This is a genomic window from Myroides gitamensis (genome assembly GCF_029894455.1).
GTDB lineage: Bacteria > Bacteroidota > Bacteroidia > Flavobacteriales > Flavobacteriaceae > Flavobacterium > Flavobacterium odoratum.
Genome location: NZ_JARYHN010000001.1, coordinates 1617258 through 1633903, shown reverse-complemented (window position 1 = coordinate 1633903; position 16646 = coordinate 1617258). Strand labels below are relative to the sequence as shown.

The following is a 16646-nucleotide window of genomic DNA, read 5'->3' as shown; positions in this document are numbered from 1 at the left end:
TTGAGATGCAGCAAGTAAAGGAGCCTCTTTTACTTGCTGCTATATTTCCTATATTTTTAAATCTATAGACAAGATGAATATTCACGATTGTATTATTATTGGATCGGGTCCTGCAGGGTATACTGCAGCGATTTATATGGCCAGATATGGAAAAACACCCCTTATGTTCACAGGTCTTCAGTTGGGCGGACAACTGACCCAAACGACAGATGTGGATAATTTTCCTGGATATCCCAAAGGGATACAAGGAATAGAATTGATGACTGATTTACAGGAACAAGCTGAGCGATTTGGTACACAGATTATCTACCAAACGATTGAGGAAATTGATACCCATGACCGCCCTTTTAAGTTGATTACCAATACAGAGGAAGTGTATTATGCACACAGTGTTATCGTGGCCACAGGGGCTAGTGCAAAGTGGTTGGGCTTGCCGAATGAAACACAATATTTTGGCAAAGGACTTTCAGCTTGTGCAACCTGTGATGGTTATTTCTATAAAGGAAAAGACGTTCTCGTAGTAGGGGGTGGTGATACGGCGATTGAAGAGGCTTTTTTCCTTGCTGAATTAGCTCGTAAAGTGTATGTACTGGTCCGCAAGGATTATATGCGCGCTTCGCAAATATTAATTGACCGATTAGCGAATTATAGCAATATCGAAGTTCAATTTAATAAGGAAGTTGTGGCACTTTTGGGAGATCAAGACCAATTAACTGGGGTCGAAGTGCTGGATAATACATCCCATACGCGAGAAGTGAAAGCGATTGATGGGGTATTTATTGCCATCGGACATCAACCGAATACTCATATCTTTAAAAATAAATTAGCTTTGGACGCACAAGAATACATCCGTACACAAAAAGGTAGTACCTATACCAATATACCTGGCATTCAGGCTTGTGGGGATGTTCAAGATACGGTGTATCGACAAGCCATTACTGCTGCAGGAACGGGATGTATGGCTGCCATTGACACCCAACAATTTTTGGCTAACCGCCTGATTAAAAATGGCTTTTACTGTGTACCTATGCACAGAGAGGAGGAAGAACTATATCAACAAGAAGCATTACTGCTTTAATGTAGGGATGCTGATGTCTAACATAAAAAGGCATAACCTAGCTTGTTTTTGATGAATTTTCTGAGGATTGGTCATATAAATGAAGGTGAGTTCCCGAAAAGCTTTTATCTTTGAATTAGTGAGTACTCGTGCTGGCTTCAAATAGAAATACAACGGAATGAAAGTAATTATTATTGGTGCTTCTGGACAACTAGGCTATGCTTTTTATCGCGAATTAAGTCAAAGAGACTGCCAATTGGTACTCGTTTCTCGTACAGACTTGCCTTATGCCATTGAAGCAGCTAAGGCTCAACATTGTCGTCTCGATCGAAAGGATTCAAAAGGGCTCCATCAACTTCTAAAAGAGGGTGCGGATTGGGTTATTGATCTTTTAGCCTTTCATCCCCAAGATGTCGTGCAACTGCTGCAATACCAAAGTAATATCGGTCATTTGACGGTTATTTCTTCTTCTAGTGTTTATGCAGATATAGCAGGACGTACCTTAGATGAAGCGGGTTTACACGGTTTTCCATTATTTGAGAAACCGATTGTAGAAACACAAGCGAGAGTGGCTCCTGGCAATCAGACCTATTCGACACAAAAGGTGGCGGTAGAAAATGTTTTGTTAGAACAAGCACAGGTTCCCTTTACTATTCTACGACCTTGTGCTATTTATGGGCGTTTTACGCATCATCCACGAGAGTGGTGGGTAGTGAAGCGCATACTAGATCAACGTCCATTTATTCCTATTACCTACGAAGGAACAAGTTTATTTCATACCACAGCAGCTCAGCTGGTGGCTCAAGTAGGCTTCGCCGCCTTTCGCCATAAAACAGCGGCTATAGTGAATGTAGGAGATGAAAACCCCTTAACCGTATATGAGATTATCACCTGTATTGCTGATTATTTGGGATACGAAGGGAAAATTAGCCCTATACCAGCAGCGAAGGCTCCCTACCAATGGGTAGGTGTATCTCCTTGGTCTGTGCCTGGGCCTTTTTTATTGGATACAACCGTATCAAAAGAACTACTTGCAGCAGATCATCAGGTACTCCCAAATTATAAGACAGCCGTATTGGATGCAATCGGAGGATTGCTTCAACAAGCAGCGGGTGAAAATTGGCAGGTGAACTACCCCCAATTAGCTGCATATCCATTTGAGCAATTTAATTATGCGCTTGAAGAGGAATATGCAAAACAGTACGGATTAATTAGCTAATCAACAACAATCATAAACAACAATATCCATGGAATTTAGTGTATTAAAAGAACATGCTTTAGCTTATGCAAAGCACAGAGAGATTAATAATTTTGTTGCTTGTGGCTCTGTGGCTGCAGCTATTTTAACGGCAGAAGGCAAAGTGCATGTCGGTATTAGTATTGATACGGCTTGCTCTATGGGATTCTGTGCAGAACATGGGGCTGTAGCAGAAATGCTCAAGCATCAAGAAGTAAGAATTGAAAAAGTAATCGCTGTAACAGATTCAGGCACAATTGTACCACCATGTGGGCGTTGTCGTGAATTGATGAGTCAGCTCACACAAGAAAACAACCAAACCCAAGTCATGATTAATGAAGACACTATTGTAACCTTAGAGTCACTACTACCAGCAGATTGGAAGCCTCATGTAGTGAAACATTGGTAAAAAAGAAAGTGTGAAAAATGAGAAATGTTATTTTATATATCGCGATGAGTTTGGATGGTTACATTGCCTCACCTGATGGAAGTGTAGCTTTTTTAGATGATTTTCAGGATGAAACAGTTGGGGATTACGGGTACCAAGATTTTGTATCGACTATTGATACCTGCATAATGGGGAGCGCTACTTATCGCGCAATCTTAGATTTTGGTTTTCCTTGGCCTTATATGGAACAAGAAACCCACGTGATTACGTCGAATAAACAATTGACAATCGAAAGTCCAAAAACAAGCGTATTATCTACAGATATCACAACGACGATTCAACAGTTAAAACAACAAGAGACAGGAAAGGATATTTGGCTCGTTGGAGGAGGTCAAGTAGTTCAAATGGCATTAAATGCTGAAATTTTAGATCAAATGATCCTGTCAGTTACCCCAAAATTACTCGGAGCAGGTATTCGTTTATTCCCTGAAGGGAGTTTGCCTTCTCATTGGGAACTTACGGATACCAAAACCTTTAAAACAGGGATGGTCGTCTTGACTTATACGAAAAGAAAAGAAGAACAAACAAGGTAAATCAAAAAGAGAAGTCGTATCTTTATAAGATATCCACTTAAATACCTAATTGTAATGCAAATCCAAAAATCAAATACTACGCGATTTTCAGATCGCGTAGCCGATTATGTTCGCTATAGACCAACCTATCCCGTAGAGATGATTGACCGATTGGAAAAGGAGGTCGGGTTAAATCCTCAATTTGTTATTGCAGATATTGGTAGTGGAACGGGATTTTCATCTCAGCGTTTTATTGAGGCAGATGCTATTGTTTATGGTGTAGAGCCCAGTAAAGAAATGAGACAAGCCAGTGAGGTGTTCTTTCAAGGGGCTAAAAACTTTAAAGCCCTGGAAGGAACTGCAGAACAAACCAATTTGGCGACGCAATCCATCGATTTGATTTTTTGCGGACAAGCTTATCATTGGTTTGATTTTGAAAAAGCACAAGTAGAATTTAACCGAATCCTGAAACCTACAGGGGTGATTGTTCTCGCTTGGAATGAACGCAGTAGACTTGATCCACTGCAACAAGAATATGAACAGTTAATGCGTGATTTAATTCCAGAATATAGTCAAGTGACACACCGCAATATCGACCTAGAAGATATTCGTGCATTTTTAGCTCCGCGCATCATGCAAACAGAGATGTTGTATAACCAACAAGTTTTCGATCTGGAAGAACTAAAAGGACGCTTGAAGTCATCCTCCTATGCTCCTAAAGAAGGAGACGCAAATTACGAGCAAGTCATGGAAGCAATAGCTACACTCTTTGCTAAATACCAAGAAGACGGTAAGGTAATATTTCGATATGATACCTTGTTGTATATTGGGAAGGGGGCGTTGTGATGTTTGTGTTTTGCTCTTTGTGATGTTTGTTTTTTGTGATGTTTGTGCTTTGTGAGATTTGTCGATTAAAGAAGAATTTCTCATCGTCTCATAATCCACACCCAGTATGCCCCTGAGGCAACGAAGGGTCGCATCCAGCGCTCACATAATGCTTTTTTGCACGAAGCTTTTTTGTTTTTTTGCAACAATCATCTTTAATCGATCAAACCCTCGATTTACAAACCTCACAAATACCCCCTTAAACTATTCCCCCTTAAACTATTCCCCCTCCAGCTGTCGAACTCGTTTAATACTTCCCACTAATACCGCACAGAAGCACAAGGCAATACCTCCAGCTACATATACATTTTGAACGCCGAATTGATCAGCCAATTCAGCGGTAAATAAGAGTCCTATGATTGCGGGTATTTGACAAATACTACCGATTAAGCCAAAGATTCGACCTAAGTATTGGGATTCGAATTGCGTTTGAATCAAGGCTGTAATAGAACCTTCATAAAGTGGAACTGCAATTCCTTGAAAAACAGTCAGCACAGCATATACAATAAACAAATGCGGGGCGAGTGAACCACACACCAAAAGAGCAAGTCCGAGGATGATATACCCCACAATGGCTAGCGATATTTTTCTAAAATGTTGATTGAGCACAGCTAATAAACCACCACCCAATAGCAACCCAACACCAAAGAGAATCTCCACTAAACTAACTTGATAAGGAGTTCCTTTATAATAGTTTAGGGTAACCAAAGGCGTTACAGCTACAACAGGAAAGATGAAGAATCGCGCGATAATTTCAGAAAATAATAACCAAGACATCGGCCTGTTTTTTAGAATTACGCGACCACCTTCTACCATATCTTTATAAACAGACGCTGTAGTTTCCGTTACTTTTTTCACTTTAGGAAAAGAAACAAATAACAACATCACACACGCAATAAACGCACCTACCACATCCAATAACATCACGATGGTCATATTGTACTGCAACAGTAAGAAGGCTCCCAATGCGGGACCACTAATGAATGAAATGGATTGTATGACTTCATTGACTCCTGCAACGCGGACCAATTGATCTTTCGGTGCGAGCATCGGTACCGTTGACTTCATCGCGGGAGAGTGAAAAGCACCCCCAATCGAACGAAGAGCCAAGAGTACATAGATGGACCAAAGTTCAAGTAGATTCAAGTAAAAAAGCAAGGCAATTAGAGCAGAACAAATCGCCACAAAGCTATCCGAAGCAATCATGGTTATTTTTTTGTTCCAACGATCCACAAATACCCCTGCAAATGGGCCTAAAAGAATTTGAGGTAATAAACCTGCAATAGTGGCATAAGCCAATACTTTGGCGGATCCTGTTTCCATTCCAATCCAAAGAACAAGTGCAAATTGAGCAATTGAACTCGTCAAGATGGAAAAGGTTTGTCCCGTCCAAATTAAAATAAATTTCTGTTTCCAGTGCTGTACATCATAAACCTGCGTCATGGTAAAACTTTTTTTTGCAAGAATAAAAGTTTATCCCTAGAGCTACGTTACCATTTGGTAACTTCGGTTATTTATCCAAAATTTTTCTGCGTAGTCGACTTAAAGATTGGGGAGTAAGCCCCAAGAAAGAGGCGATGTATTTTTGGGGAACGAGTTGAAAAAGCTCGGGATCATTTTCTAACATCGAGAGATAGCGCTCTTTCGCCAATTGGTGGGACAAATCAACAGAAATACGCGTGACGTCAAAATAGAATTTTTCAATCAAGATGCGAATTAAGTTGGAGATGTCATGCGAAGCTAAACAAAGTTCGTCTAAGTCCTTTTTATCCATGCGATAAGCCTCACTTTCTCCCACAGATTCAAGCAGGTAATTTGGTGCAATCTCACTGTAAATAACATCGCTATAACGTTCAAACCACAAGGTATTTTCATCCCCATCTACTACTTTATAGGCTCTCCAAATACCCTTAGAAAGAATGTAAAAGGTTGATTTTGTGTTGCTATTGTCTAAAATGGTTTGCTTGTTGTCAAACGTAATGTATTCCATTTTAGAAAGCAATAGCGTTAAAGCAGTTGCATCGATGTTGTATTTTTCAGAAAGATGGGTTAGAAGTCTTTGCATGGGGGAATGGTTAAGGGTTAGGAGTTAAGGGTTAAGGGTTAAGGGTTAAGGGTTAAGGGTTAAGGGTTAGGAGTTAAGGGTTAACCGTAAATGTACTGAATTTAGCTAATTTATTTTTTGTGTTTTGTAAAATTTGATTTTGTTTATCCACTGAAATCCTTTGAAATGTCCACTCCTTTCTAAGTTATATCCATTGCCTCTAGGTGTTTAAACTGCTTCCTTTGTTAAAAAAATATCATGAGTACAATCAATGCAGTCGATTTTCCAATTGTGCATGTATCTATCGCATCTACACAAAAGGAAAAGAACCAAGATCAATATTTTATAGATTATGAGAATTTACTTCAACGAGGAGAAAAATTTGTCATGATTAATGAAGTGAGTGCTCCAGATGTGGAGGAAACCAAGAGCGATAAAGCGCATATGAAGAAGATGAACCTTTGGATGAAACAAAATAGAGTAGCACTCTCAGCAAACGTTTTAGCGATGATTCAAGTGGAACCCGATGCAATCAAACGTCAAGCAGCGATTGATTTTCAACCTATTTTTCAAAAATATTGGGGACATAAGCTGATTGTAGTTGAAACGTATGAAGAAGCGTTAGCCCTAGCCAAAGCAGAAGTAGAACAAGTAAATGAACAACAAAATAAAGGAGTCTAAAACAAACAACCAGTTATTTTTATTTTTTATGTTATGAGTCGAACGTCCAGATAAGATGAACTTGTCTGGACGTTTTTTTTATCTGCATCGAACAAAAAGAAACAGCATAAACTATTCCTAGACTTTTTTGACTTTCGGATACGAATTTCAATTAAAGTGTTTATTTTTGATGAGGTAAGGAGGAAACTATGTTAGATGTAAATCTTAGAGAATTAGGTGTTAGCGTTCTGCATGCGAATCAAAACAATACGCATGCTATTGACGATGTACTCAATTATCTCGATTCGCGTATTGATAGTTATTCCATTTGTATTTTACAAAAAGGAACCATCTCCATTGAATACGATCAAGAAACCCATAATTTCGAGGAGAACTCCGTATTCATTGTCAGTTCTTTTATTCCTTTCACGGCCTATCCGCAATACTCTGAAGAATTCGAATTACTGATGCTTACTTTTGCATCCAATATGCCAATTCCCTTAGAGTTTAGCAATGAATTTACGCAATTGATTACCTATTATTTTGCGAGGAAGTTTTATCCCATCAAGAACTTACCAGCAGAAGAATTAGCGCGTATCAAAGAAGTGATTCAGATGATAGATACGTACATTCAGCTTGATCCAAGTTATGCTTACCGCATAGATAGCCTACAAGCACTATTTAAAGTGTTTTTTTATGAGTTGGTTCGCATGGTTACCAAGTATGCCCAATTGATTGATGAAAAGCCAACAGTAAAGAAAAAACTATTTATGGATTTCTTTTTATTGGTTAAAAAACACGTGAAGCAAAATAGAACCTTGTCTTTTTACAGCGATCAGCTATTCGTTACTCCCAAATACTTATCTGAAGTAGTTAAGGAATATTACGGTTCATCGGCTAAAAAGCTGATTGAAGATATTGTTATTCACGAAGCGAAGTACTTATTAGCCGATCAGACGGTGCCAATCTATGAAATTGCTACCATGTTGAATTTCAATGACCAATCCATGTTTGGCAAGTATTTTAAAAATGCAGCGAATGTATCTCCTAAAGCATATCGCGAGGAACTTCAAAAAAGGTTAATTGAACCAATATAAAGTCCTTTGTCTCTTGTGTTTTAATTAAAAAACAGAAATTTATACCAAATTAGAAGCAGTTTTCCCCTTCTGGGAGCTTTGACTTTACTTGACCTTTGCTAAAGAATAAATAATCAAGTACTATGCAAAGGAATTTAGTAAGAGGCACTGTTTTTGCTGCCTTGCTGTTAACAACAATGAGTTGTGCAAAAAAAGAATCAAATCTTAGTGCACCTCCGACTGCTATACAAGTAAAAAGTCAAGTAGTCAAAAAAGTCAAGATTGCCAATCCCAAATCGTATGCTGCTACCTTAGAACCCGACCAAATGGCAACGGTAGGATTTGCAGTTCCGGGTACAATAACAGGCGTTTATGTCAAAGAAGGACAAACAGTTAGCGCCGGACAAGTATTGGCAAAATTGGATGATCAAGCGTATGCAAATACCTATCAAATTGCAGCCGTGAGCTACGATCAAGTGGTGGATTTATATCAGCGTTTACACAAGCTTTATGAGAAGGGAAGTTTGCCTGAACGCGATTATTTAGATGTAAAGACCAAATTAGCTCAAGCCCAAGCAAATAAAAACATCAATGCCAAACAGTTGAAAGACGCCAACTTAACGGCTTCTTTCTCCGGTATTATTACGATGAAAGCGGCAGAAAAGGGCATGGTGATTGCTCCAGGACAACCACTATTTACCTTGTCCAATTTAGCTGTGGTTTTTGCCAAAATTAATGTTCCCGAAAGTGAAATTAACCAATTTAAAAAAGGACAGCTAGCGAGTTTGTACATCCCTTCTTTACAAAAGGAATATCAGGGCATTATTGATTTGGTCAATCCACAAGCTGATCCAGTAACGCGAACGTATCGTGTAAAGGTGCGTTTGGACAATCAAAACCGCGAAATACTCGGAGGAATGTTAGGAGATGTGTGGGTAGCAGATGAACCACAAGAACAAAATTATCATCTCGGCTAGTGCCGTTCAGATTGGAGAGAATGGCGTTACCCATGTATATGTGTTGGATGGAAGTTCTACAGGGGTAGTACGAAAAAGAGTGAAAGTGGCACAAGTACGCGGATCAAGTGAATTAATCATTCAACAGGGCTTGGAAGCGGGAGAGCGCCTGGTGACAACGGCTAGCGCTAAGTTATATGAAGGCGCGGTAGTTGCGCAATAAAAGAAAAGGATTATGTCAAAAAAGATAAAGATAAATATAATAGAAGCTGCGATGAAATATCGTCAAGTGACGTTAGCACTCGCAGTAATACTCTTGGGATTGGGAATCTATGCAGTCAAGCATATGTCCAGAGCAGAAAACCCCAATATTGAGATGCCCATTGCAATGGTGGTCTCTTTTTATCCCGGAGCAGATGTGTATCAAACGGAACAGCAAATCACCAAGAAGATTGAACAATACTTGTTTACGTTTGAGGAGATAGACAAAAAGAAAACAACCTCTGAAACCAAAGCTGGACAGACATTTATTACGGTGCGTTTGCGTACGGAGGTCAAAGATAGAAAGCGCTTCTGGGCAACGTTACAACACGGGATGAATACAGAAGTAATGCCCAATTTACCTCAGGGAAGTATTGGGCCGATTGTCAACAGTAGTTTTGGAGATGTTACCGCTTTGATTTTGTCCCTTTCGTCACCCACGAAAGATTATAGTGAATTAGAGGGGTATTTGGATCAGGTAGAAGATGAGTTAAAAACCATTCCAACGGTGGCTAAGATTAATCGCTCGGGACTTCAGCAGCCGCAAATTAGCGTAGAGATTAACAACCAGAAGTTACTGGATTACGGTATTACGGCCGCGCAAATTGTTTCGGTTTTACAAGCGCAGAACTTAACCATGTATTCAGGGGAAGTAAAAATGCTCAACAATACGATTCTTATTTTTACGACCAGTGAACTTGGAAGCCAACGCGATATTGAAAACCTGATGGTGTATACTCATCCCAATGGGGAAGTAGTGCGCCTACAAGATGTGGCTAAAATAGAACGTTCGTATACAGATCGCACGTCCTTTATCCGCATGGGAGAAGATAAAGTATTGATGCTTGCTATAGAGATGCAAAGTGGAAATAACATCGTTGAGTTTGGGGCGTTAATTGATCAGAAATTAGCAGAAATAGGAGAGCGATTGCCGCAAGACATTAAAATTGATACGATTGTTAGTCAGCCCGATGCTGTGGATTTGAGTGTTTCTCACTTTATGACCGAGTTTGTTATGGCAATTGGTGCGTGTGTATTGGTTGTTGTGCTATTACTACCGTTCCGCGTGGCTGCTGTTGCTTCAATCGCTGCTCCGATTTCATTTGTTATTACGTTTGGAATCATGAGTTTGTTTGGCATTGAGTTGCATCAAGTATCCTTAGCTGCTTTGGTGATTGTATTAGGGATGGTGATTGATAACGCCATTGTAATTGTCGATAATTACGTCGAAAAGCTCGATGAGGGTATTGAACCTTGGACTGCTGCTTGGCAATCGGCTAGACAATTAACGATTCCAGTGCTTTCTGCTACTACAGCTATTATTTGTGCTTTTGCACCGATTCCGTTTTTTATGGATGGAATTGCAAGGGATTTCTTAATGGCTTTGCCTATAACGATTGCCATTGCCTTAATCTCTTCTCTTTTTGTTTCGTTTTTTATTACGCCTTTGACTTGTTATATCTTCATTAAGAAGGGATTACATAGCCCAGAGGAAACAGGAAGTAAAAAGAAAGAAAAGAAGAAAAAGAATGTATTGGATTACTTACAGCATTATTTCAATAAGGGAATTGCCTTGGCGTTTAGACATCCGAAATACACCTATGTTATTGCCATTGGTTCTGTTGTTTTGGCACTGGGAATTGCTTCTCAAGTAGAGCAGGAGTTTTATCCGTTGAGTGAAACCAAACAGTTTAATGTGGAATTGTGGTTGCCAACGGGAACTTCCTTAGAAGAAACGGATAAAAGTAGCCAAAGAAGTAGAAGCTATTTTCCAAAAGGATGAACGTGTAGTGAGTATTGCTAGTTTTATTGGGATGAGTTCTCCTCGTTTTAATGTGACGTATTCACCAGAAATTCCAAGAGAAAATTATGCGCAGATTTTCATTACAACCCACGATGCCAAAGAAGCCAATCAAGTGGTACAAGATTATTTGCCACAGTTTGACTCCTATTTGGAAGAGGGGTATGTACGCTTGCGTCAACTTAGTTTACAAGAAGGAGCACCTATTTCCATCCGCATTATTGGTGAGGATATAGAAAATCAAAAAATAGTAGCGGATCAGATTGAACAAATATTGAAACGCCACAAAGGGACAAATTGGGTACGCACGAGTTACCAAGAGGATTTGTTTTCGTTGAACATCGTTCCGTTAGAAGATAAAGCTGAACGCTATGGTGTATTGAATTCGTCTATTGTGCAAACGGTGGGAACTGGAACAAAAGGAGCACCAGTGACGCGATTTTACGAAGGAGATAAACCCGTGGATGTACAGTTGCGCTTTGTAGAGGAGAACAGAAAGGATTTAGGGGATATTGCACAAATTTATGTGCCTTCTATTTTTGGGCATGCCGTTCCGTTGAGTGAAGTGGCACAAGTAGAGCCACAATGGACTCCCGGTGTGATTACACATTGCAATGGACTTCGTACGCTAGAAGTAAATAGCGAAACGCAAATGGGCATTAAAGCGGCTTCTATTATGGCGGATGTAAAAGGGGAAATTGAGGCGATTAACTTGCCACATGGAATTAAAATTCAATACGGTGGTGATATGGAAACATCGGAAGAAAACGGACCAGCGATGATGAAAGCGTTAGGAGTGAGCTTGGTTTTGATTTTCCTGATTCTGATGATGGAATTCAAAACAATTGGCAAGTCGCTGTTTGTCTTAGCTACTTTCCCTTTGAGTTTACTCGGTGCCTTTTTAGGTTTATGGGTGACGGGAAATCCAATGAGTATGACGGCTTTTATGGGTATTATTAGTTTGATTGGAATTGTGGTGCGAAACGGAATTATCATTGTCGATTATGCGGATGAATTAGTTCGCGATCACGGATATAGCCGCCGTGGAGCAGCCCTAGCTGCCGCAAAACGACGCATGCGACCAATCTTCCTTACCTCCGCAGCCGCAGCTGTAGCTGTATTGCCAATGATTATTGGAAAATCCCCGATGTGGGCACCCTTGGGAAGTGTACTTGCTTTTGGATTGATTGTATCTATGGTACTGACCTTGTTTGTGGTACCGGTTTTATACTATCGATTTACCAAGTATGTCCCGCAACACGAACAGTAATGCGTTCAACATTAAAAAAGAAAATCATGAGAGTAAATCGCAATTATATCATATTTCTAGGCTTTCTGTTTACATTAACTTCTTTTGCACAAGATTCTAAAGTACTTGAATTGGCAACGTGTAAGCAGTTAGCCCTAGATAATAATAGAAGAATAACCAAAGCAAAACGACAAGTCGATGCAGCAAATCAAGGAATAAAAGCGGCTAAATTAAGTGCCTATCCCATGCTTGATGCCTCGGTGTCTGGTGCTTATTTAGGCGATCCTTTAGGAGGAGCCATGAATGGTCTGATACCCGAAAAAATGGCCAATGCAATGGTATCGGCAAGTGTACCCTTATATGCAGGGGGTAAACTAAGAGATGGAGTAAAAGCAAGTAAATCTCAACAACATATAGCGACTCAAACAGTCGCAATGACAGAAAGAGAGGTCTTGTTTGAAACAGAGAAAACCTATTATGAGGTAGTCAAATTACAAGAGAAAGAAAAGTTAGCCCAAGAGTATATTACGTTGTTAGAAGCGTTGGAACAAGATGTTAAGAACAGTTATGAAGTGGGACTAACGTATAAGAATGATCTGCTCAAAGTACAAGTGGCTTTAACGAATGCTAGAGCAGGGTTAACCAAAGTACAAGATGGACAGTATCTCTCTCAATTAGCATTAAAACAACTCATTGGGTTGGATCAAAGTGAAGAAATAGAGGTAAACTATCGCTTGGATATGACGGAGTATACCACGCTAATCTCGGATGAACAACGAGAGAATTCAATTTTAGCTCGTCCAGAAATACAGATTTTGGAAGAAGTAACTCACTTGGAAAACCTACAAGCGAAGATGCTCAAATCGGAGTATTATCCAACGGTTGCCTTGAGTATGATTGGAATCTCTGGTTTTGGAGAGGGTATTAATTTCACCAATGGGAAAGATAATTTGACTTCCTATGTTGGGGTGGTCAGTATTGAAATTCCCGTATTTGATTGGGGGAAACGAGGGGCAAAGGCTAAAGAACAACGCTTAAAAGCCTTAGCTGCAGAAGAGGAATTAGAACAAACGAAAGAGCTCTTGTACTTGGAGGTGCGAAATGTAGAAATAGGAGTGAGCCAAGCGCGAGAAGATTTGAAATCTTCAGAACTTGCCTTGGAGCAGAGTACAGAGAATAGACGTATTGTTCAAGATCGCTTTGAAGCAGGCACCATTGTAAGCAAAGATGTGTTGGAGGCCAATGCCTTATGGCAAGAAGCGTTTAGTCAGGTGATTGAAGCCAAGATTGTCTATTTGATTCAGTTGGCAAATCTGAATCGCATCTTGTAAGGACGAAGGAGGATTCACTCGTTCAATTAAAAAGGAAAAATTATCTTTTTCATGGATATTTTGGTTTGAGAAAAGAGGCATGACCGGGAGGATCATGCCTTTTTGTATGAAGGTATTTCACTGCTTTTTTGACTGGATTACGGGTTTAATTATTGCATTATTCTGCATCCAAACGCATGCGCATGGATTGACTAAAAGGCAGGAAGCCTTCTCTTTCATAAAGGGCAATAGCTTGTTGATTGCGATGCAATACGGTCAATTCGAAATAATCCACCTGATTTTCGATTCCCCATTCTTTAACGTGTTGGATTAAGGCTTTACCGTATCCTTTACCGCGAGTAGTAGGATGAACCACCAAATCCATCAAGTATACACAGCGCTGAGGTACAAAGGCATTGTAAGGCGGACTGTTTTGCAGTTGTGCAATAGCGAATCCTTGTATGGCTCCCTCATCTTCAACAACAAATAAAGCAAAATCTTGTTCCCCACGAATGACACTTTCTACAAAAGCTTTGTCTTGGATAGCTTTTTTCATATAGGCCGGTTCTAATTCTCCCATACCTTTGAAGAGTAGGGTATACAACTGCTGAATGGCAGCTAAATCAAGGTGATGTGCGAGTCTAATCATCAATAAAATTGAATAGGTTAACCTTCAAATTTAGGATTTTGATTTGAAAAATGCGCATTTATATCAACGATTATACGAACTGCGTTGGTCCATTAAAAATAAAAGGAGGTCAAGTAGTGGGGTATCCCGTGAATTTCCCATCAAAAAAACAGCTCTTTTTTTGTATTTTTGTTCTGAATCTACCTCGTTCGTTTCGTATGATGTATGGAAACGAGGGGTCATAATTTTAAAAATCTAAGAATTTGGAACATATAATAGAAACCTCGCGATTGCTTATTCGAGAATTATTATCCACAGATGTGGAAGGGATGTTTGATTTAGATTCCAATGCAGAAGTGCACCTCTATTTGGGAAATCACCCCGTACAAAGTAAAGAAGAAGCAGCTGAGGTAATCGCTTTTATCCGTCAACAGTATGTAGATAACGGTATTGGACGTTGGGCGATGATTGATAAGGAAACGCAAGATTTTATTGGGTGGACGGGATTTAAGTATGAAACGGAAGAAACCAATAAACACACTCATTACTATGACTTGGGTTATCGCTTGCGTCAGAAATACTGGGGAAAAGGAATCGCGACAGAAGGAGCGATTGCTTGCTTAGCCTATGGGTTTAAAGAACTTGGTTTTCAAGAAGTATTTGCCACGGCGGATTGTGGTAATGATGGATCGAATAATATCTTAAACAAGCTTGGTTTTGTGCGTTTAGAAACGTTTGATTTAGACGGAATTCCCCATCATTGGTATCGATTAGATAAAGCATCTTTTGAAAAGAGAAAATAAATAGAAAAGAGCGGTAATCCTCAGATTATCGCTCTTTTTTTGTCGTTATCCCTGAAATTAGTCGTAAATTTAGAAGTATTTACATCCAATACCACTTTACTATGATTGATCCAAGTATTTTACTTCGTTATCAGGGTTTTATCAAAGAATTTGACAAGAATGAAACGGTTTTTTCTCAAGGAGAGGAACCGCGATACTACTACCAAATTGTACAAGGAAAAGTCAAAATGAATAATTACAATGAAGATGGCAAGGAATTCATCCAAGGGCTGTTTACTGATGGAGAAAGTTTCGGCGAACCTCCTTTATTTTGCGCCGTGAATTACCCTGCCAATGCCGTTACCTTACAACCCACGCGTATCCTCCTCATTAGTAAATGTGATTTCTTTACCTTGTTGGAAAACGAAAAGAAAAGCTGTTTTGCTATTTTACAAGCGCTTTCTTCTCGTTTGTACTACAAGTCGATTATGGCCCCTGAGATTTCGTCTAATGATTCAGAAAAACGAATACTAACACTCCTTCACTACATCAAAGACCAAAGCAACGCCAATCAAAAGGAATTTCAGGTCGATTTAACCAGACAACAAATTGCCGATATGACTGGACTACGCGTAGAAACGGTCATCCGAACTATTAAGGAAATTGAAGTCAAACAACAAATTCGAATTAAAAAAGGGAAGTTGTTTTTTTAGGGTTAGGAGTTGTTCTTTGTGAGGTTTGCTCTTTGTGAGGTTTGCTCTTTGTGAGGGTTTGCTCTTTGTGAGGTTTGTTCATCGCCTCACCATCACACCCCCTCACCATTCACACCGCCTCACCGTCTATCTCATGGGTTTATATTTGTTTTCGTATTCGATGAATCTCCACTGCGTTCCGATTTCACCGCCTCACCTTCACACCGTCTTCCCCCCCTCACCATTCACACCGCCTCACCCTTCTTAAAAATTTTTCTTCTTCCCTGTTACATAAATCAATAGAATAGGAAGTAAGGTCCAGAGGGATAAGAGTAGAAAAGAAATAATACTTCCAGAACTACTGCCGAAGAATTTTTTAAATACCGCTCCTGTATAGCCTAATAGCGCAGAGATATCGAGTTTGAGTAAGATGAGAATACGCGATAAGTCGATGGGATTGAGGATGGTTCCAATAAGAGAAATATTCTCTAAAGGATAATCGCCAAAAACCATTAAGATACTCAAGAAGATACCATCGTAGATAACCGCTAAAAACAACCACAAGAGGATGGCTAGACCAAACCCTTTGATCTTGTTTTCATTTCTCAACCCTAGGTTATAGGCCAGTGCACTAAAGATAAAAGTTAAGAAAGCACCAATCCCAAGGAGGGAGAGAAACTCAAAGATGATATCCGATTCAAAGAGACCATAGCAAATAAAAGGAATACCCAATCCGATTAATAAACTCATCGATAATGATAGCGCAACACCGAGGTATTGTCCCAATAAAGATGGAAGATCGCTTAATGGGTAGCGCTAATAAAAGCTCTGTAAACTCTTTGGAGTCATAGTAGTACATGATTCCGAAAATTGTACTGATTAGCGGAACGAGTACAATAATGATATTCATTAATGTAATAATGGCCTTGCCAATATCGTGATTCAAAAATAACAAGACAAATCCCAAGAGCAAGTAAAAGCCTAAATAGAAGTAGCTCCATCTACTGCGCATTAAGTCGTAACAACTATATTTTAGAATTTTAAGCAT

Annotated in this window: 17 protein-coding genes and 1 pseudogene; 14 read left to right on the top strand and 4 right to left on the bottom strand. The window is 39.5% G+C overall.

Features of this window, described 5'->3' with window-relative positions:
• The first annotated feature begins 73 nt into the window (after positions 1-73).
• From trxB to M2306_RS07120, 5 genes are all read left to right on the top strand, one after another.
• Positions 74-1078 (top strand): thioredoxin-disulfide reductase, encoded by a 1005-nt coding sequence (gene trxB / locus M2306_RS07140; RefSeq protein WP_259188417.1) that lies wholly within the window; start codon positions 74-76, stop codon positions 1076-1078.
• A 157-nt stretch (positions 1079-1235) separates the two neighbouring features.
• Entirely contained in the window at positions 1236-2276 is a 1041-nt protein-coding gene (locus M2306_RS07135; protein ID WP_259188418.1) for an NAD-dependent epimerase/dehydratase family protein, read from the top strand.
• Positions 2277-2304: 28 nt separating this feature from the next.
• Positions 2305-2703: a cytidine deaminase family protein gene (locus tag M2306_RS07130; RefSeq protein WP_259188419.1), complete on the top strand. Its 399-nt coding sequence runs from the start codon at positions 2305-2307 to the stop codon at positions 2701-2703.
• Between the two features lie 17 nt (positions 2704-2720).
• The gene (locus tag M2306_RS07125) at positions 2721-3275 is read left to right on the top strand and encodes a dihydrofolate reductase family protein (RefSeq protein ID WP_259188420.1); all 555 of its coding nucleotides are present in this window, start codon (positions 2721-2723) and stop codon (positions 3273-3275) included.
• 54 nt (positions 3276-3329) lie between these two features.
• Positions 3330-4100: a class I SAM-dependent methyltransferase gene (locus tag M2306_RS07120; protein WP_259188422.1), complete on the top strand. Its 771-nt coding sequence runs from the start codon at positions 3330-3332 to the stop codon at positions 4098-4100.
• Positions 4101-4358: 258 nt separating this feature from the next.
• Here the strand turns inward: M2306_RS07120 and M2306_RS07115 are convergent, their stop codons facing one another.
• Positions 4359-5582 carry an MFS transporter gene (locus M2306_RS07115; protein ID WP_259188423.1) on the bottom strand — a complete coding sequence of 408 codons (1224 nt, stop codon included), beginning with the start codon at positions 5580-5582 and terminating at the stop codon, positions 4359-4361.
• Between the two features lie 67 nt (positions 5583-5649).
• Entirely contained in the window at positions 5650-6204 is a 555-nt protein-coding gene (locus tag M2306_RS07110; RefSeq protein ID WP_259188425.1) for a Crp/Fnr family transcriptional regulator, read from the bottom strand.
• Between the two features lie 237 nt (positions 6205-6441).
• On the opposite strand from M2306_RS07110, the gene M2306_RS07105 reads away from it, so the two are divergent.
• From M2306_RS07105 to M2306_RS07075, 7 genes are all read left to right on the top strand, one after another.
• The gene (locus tag M2306_RS07105; RefSeq protein ID WP_259188428.1) at positions 6442-6864 is read left to right on the top strand and encodes a hypothetical protein; all 423 of its coding nucleotides are present in this window, start codon (positions 6442-6444) and stop codon (positions 6862-6864) included.
• Positions 6865-7052: 188 nt separating this feature from the next.
• Positions 7053-7940 (top strand): helix-turn-helix domain-containing protein, encoded by an 888-nt coding sequence (locus M2306_RS07100; RefSeq protein WP_259188430.1) that lies wholly within the window; start codon positions 7053-7055, stop codon positions 7938-7940.
• A gap of 122 nt (positions 7941-8062) precedes the next feature.
• Positions 8063-8896 carry an efflux RND transporter periplasmic adaptor subunit gene (locus M2306_RS07095; RefSeq protein WP_498882801.1) on the top strand — a complete coding sequence of 278 codons (834 nt, stop codon included), beginning with the start codon at positions 8063-8065 and terminating at the stop codon, positions 8894-8896.
• Positions 8862-9098, top strand: coding sequence for a permuted SH3 domain-containing protein (locus tag M2306_RS07090; RefSeq protein WP_498882800.1), 237 nt, complete (start codon positions 8862-8864; stop codon positions 9096-9098). Before M2306_RS07095 ends, M2306_RS07090 begins: the two co-directional genes overlap by 35 nt.
• 12 nt (positions 9099-9110) lie before the next feature.
• Positions 9111-10919: an efflux RND transporter permease subunit gene (locus M2306_RS07085; protein ID WP_498882799.1), complete on the top strand. Its 1809-nt coding sequence runs from the start codon at positions 9111-9113 to the stop codon at positions 10917-10919.
• 7 nt (positions 10920-10926) lie between these two features.
• Positions 10927-12207, top strand: a complete 1281-nt coding sequence (locus tag M2306_RS07080; RefSeq protein WP_498882798.1) for an efflux RND transporter permease subunit — start codon at positions 10927-10929, stop codon at positions 12205-12207.
• Positions 12208-12233: 26 nt separating this feature from the next.
• Positions 12234-13517 carry a TolC family protein gene (locus tag M2306_RS07075; protein ID WP_259188438.1) on the top strand — a complete coding sequence of 428 codons (1284 nt, stop codon included), beginning with the start codon at positions 12234-12236 and terminating at the stop codon, positions 13515-13517.
• 157 nt (positions 13518-13674) lie between these two features.
• Here the strand turns inward: M2306_RS07075 and M2306_RS07070 are convergent, their stop codons facing one another.
• Entirely contained in the window at positions 13675-14145 is a 471-nt protein-coding gene (locus M2306_RS07070) for a GNAT family N-acetyltransferase (RefSeq protein ID WP_259188440.1), read from the bottom strand.
• Positions 14146-14387: 242 nt separating this feature from the next.
• Between M2306_RS07070 and M2306_RS07065 the strand changes: the two genes are divergently transcribed.
• Both M2306_RS07065 and M2306_RS07060 read left to right on the top strand, forming a co-directional pair.
• Positions 14388-14927 carry a GNAT family N-acetyltransferase gene (locus tag M2306_RS07065; protein WP_259188443.1) on the top strand — a complete coding sequence of 180 codons (540 nt, stop codon included), beginning with the start codon at positions 14388-14390 and terminating at the stop codon, positions 14925-14927.
• A gap of 101 nt (positions 14928-15028) precedes the next feature.
• A complete protein-coding gene (locus M2306_RS07060) occupies positions 15029-15619 on the top strand; it encodes a Crp/Fnr family transcriptional regulator (RefSeq protein WP_115090125.1) in 591 nt (196 codons plus the stop codon).
• A 243-nt stretch (positions 15620-15862) separates the two neighbouring features.
• On the opposite strand, the pseudogene M2306_RS07055 reads toward M2306_RS07060, so the two are convergent.
• Positions 15863-16646: pseudogene (locus M2306_RS07055) on the bottom strand (ABC-2 transporter permease).